Source organism: Streptomyces sp. MnatMP-M17 (assembly GCF_900091995.1).
GTDB lineage: Bacteria > Actinomycetota > Actinomycetes > Streptomycetales > Streptomycetaceae > Streptomyces.
The window spans coordinates 1-2,836 of sequence record NZ_FMDK01000855.1 but is presented as its reverse complement, the minus strand read 5'-3'; the positions used below and the strand labels follow the sequence as shown (position 1 = coordinate 2,836).

At 70.3% G+C, this 2,836-nt stretch carries 2 protein-coding genes and 2 pseudogenes; 2 read left to right on the top strand and 2 right to left on the bottom strand.

Features of this window, described 5'->3' with window-relative positions:
* Positions 1-434, bottom strand: a pseudogene (locus GA0115259_RS31990) (hypothetical protein); the annotation flags it as partial.
* An 82-nt stretch (positions 435-516) separates the two neighbouring features.
* Positions 517-918: a winged helix-turn-helix transcriptional regulator gene (locus tag GA0115259_RS31985; protein WP_093603454.1), complete on the bottom strand. Its 402-nt coding sequence runs from the start codon at positions 916-918 to the stop codon at positions 517-519.
* Between the two features lie 83 nt (positions 919-1,001).
* Here GA0115259_RS31985 and GA0115259_RS31980 point away from each other — a divergent pair, with 83 nt between their 5' ends.
* Positions 1,002-2,501, top strand: a complete 1,500-nt coding sequence (locus tag GA0115259_RS31980) for an MFS transporter (protein WP_093603452.1) — start codon at positions 1,002-1,004, stop codon at positions 2,499-2,501.
* An 81-nt stretch (positions 2,502-2,582) separates the two neighbouring features.
* A pseudogene (locus GA0115259_RS42610) lies at positions 2,583-2,836 on the top strand (chitosanase); the annotation flags it as partial.

Below are 2,836 nucleotides of genomic sequence, written 5' to 3'. Positions count from 1 at the left end.
ACCGGCTCCGCCGCTCCCGTTCTGGCCGCCGCCCAGACCGCCGCCTGCCGCAGCCGTGCGTCGTCCGCCTCCACGAACGGCAGGATCAGGGGCAGTTGGGCGATGACGGCCGCCCGGCAGCCGCCGGCCGCCTCGCCGTCCCGCTCGTCCTCGCTCTCGGCTATCCCGCCCAGCAGAAGGAGCAGTTCAAAACTCTGGACTCCGGCGGCGGCCAGCCCGGCCAGATACGGCACTGCGCGCGCGGTGGCCTCGTACACCGAGCCCTGGTGGAAGATGCTGCCGTACAGCTCGCCCAGCGCCGACGACACCTCCTCCTCGTCCTCGCTCGCCAGCCCACGCAGCAGCGCGGGCACATCCTCGGCGCTGCCGTAGGCGTGCTCGAACTCCGCCCATGGCTGGGCGTCCAGATCGGTGAATACCTGTACGAGATCCATGACCGGAATCGTGCCACGAGGGTCTGACAACGCCTCGTTCCCGGCCCAACCCCGGCCGCCTCAGACCCCGTTCGGTCCGCGCTCAGACGGCGTTCAGACCGCGCCCGTGCGCCTCGTCGTACGCCGCCCGCGACTCGGCGATCGTCACCCGGTGGCGCTCGGCCCAGTCCGTCAGTCCCAGCAGCGAGGCGTGCAGTTCGCGGGCCACCGCCGTCAGTTCGTACTCGACCTTGGGCGGGACCGTCGGATGCACCGTACGGATCAGCAGCCCGTCACGCTCCAGATTGCGCAGGGTCAGGGTGAGCATCCGCCGGCTGATGCCCTCGACAGAGCGCTCCAGCTCCGTGAAGCGGATCGGTCCATGGGCGGCGGCGACGATGATCAGGACGCTCCACTTCCCGGCGACCCTGTCAAGAACTTCCCGCACCGGGCACGCCTGCGCGTGCACGAGCTGCGTCGTTACGCGCGTGTTCCCTTGGGACATCGAAGTGCCTCCTTACCGGCGGACTGGACGGCCGCCCACGATAAGCCCGTTACATATCGTGCACCTTTGGAGGTCCGAAGCCTATGGACAGGGTCGTACCACCTGCCCGTCACTCCCGTTGGACAGCGCTGACCGTGCTGTGCGCGGGAACCCTGATGACCGTTCTCGACGGCAGTATCGTCACCGTGGCGATGCCCGCGATCCAGTCCGACCTCGGCTTCTCACCGGCCGGTCTCGCCTGGGTCGTCAACGCCTATCTGATCGCCTTCGCCGGACTCCTGCTGCTGGCGGGACGGCTCGGTGATCTCATCGGCAGACGGCGGATGTTCGTCTCCGGACTCGCCGTGTTCACCGCCGCCTCGCTGCTCTGCGGGCTCTCCACCGGCTCCGGCACCCTGATCGCCGCGCGCTTTCTCCAGGGTGTCGGAGGAGCGATGACCTCGGCGGTCGTCCTCGGGATGCTGGTGGCGCTCTTCGAGGAGGGCCGTGACCGGGCCAGGGCCATCGCCGTGTTCAGCGCGGTCGGCGCCGCGGGCGGCGCGCTCGGCACCTTTCTCGGCGGCGCCCTCACCTCGGCGCTCGGCTGGCACTCGATCTTCCTGATCAATCTGCCGATCGGAGTGGCCGCGCTGATCGCCGCCACGCGCGTGCTGGAGAACGACCGCGGACAGGGCCTCGGCAAGGGCGCCGACTACCTGGGCGCGGTGCTGGTCACGGCGGCGCTGATGCTCGGTGTCCACACCATCGTCAAGGCCGCCGACCACGGCTGGACATCCACCCGCACTCTCGGGCTCGGCGGACTCTCCGTACTGCTGCTCGCGGGCTTCGCCGTAGAGCAGTCGTACGCGGCCGATCCTCTGCTGCGTCCACGGCTGCTGCGCTCACGGACGCTGGTCGGCGCGAATCTCGTGCAGTTGCTGATGGTCGCCGGGATGTTCACCTTCCAGTATCTCGGCGCGCTCTACATCCAGCGGGTGCTGGGCTACGACGCACTGCTGACGGGCCTCGCGTTCCTGCCCGCGCCGGTCGTCATCGGTGTGCTGATGCTGGGCCTGTCGGCCCGGGTGACCGTACGGTTCGGGCCCCGGCGTGTGCTGCTCGCCGGGCTCGTACTGATCGTCGCCGGGCTGACGCTGTTCGGGCGGGCGCCCTCGGACGGTTCGTACGCCGTCGACGTACTGCCCGTGATGCTGCTGCTCGGCATCGGCTTCGGTCTCGCCATGCCGGCGCTCACGGGCCTGGCGATGGCGGACGTACGGCCGGAGGACGGCGGTCTCGCGTCGGGCCTGTTCAACACCGGCCAGGTGGTGGGCGGTGCGCTCGGTCTCGCCGTCACCACGACGCTCGCCTCCGGCCGGACGAGCGAGCTGCTCAGCGCGGGCGAGGACGCGGTGTCGGCACTGAGCGACGGCTACCGGCTCGCGTTCCGTACGGCGGCGGGCATGGCCGTGGCGGCGCTCGCGGTGGCGGCGGCTCTCCTCCGTAAGGAGAAGCCGCGCGGAGACAAGCCAAGCAGGGAGAAGCCGCGAACCTCCGCTCCGCAGGCCACGGTTCACCCGCCGTCCACCACCCATACGGGGTAATCCCGGACTACTCCCGTAATCTCATGATCCGGCCGGTACACACTCGGGATCCGGTGCACACCACGGGGAAGGGACCGGTAGGTGCTCCACGCGCTCCGCCGACTGCTGCTCGTCCTGCTGGCGCCGCTGCTCGCGCTCTGCGCCGCGTGCACATCCGGCCCCGCCGCCTCCGCCGTCCCGGGCGGACCGGGCGGACCGGGCGGGCCCGGTGGGACCATCTCCTCCGCCACGCCGGCCGGGCTGGACGATCCGGCGAAGAAGGAGATCGCGATGCGGCTCGTCTCCAGCGCGGAGAACTCCTCACTGGACTGGAAAGCCCAGTACGGCTACATCGA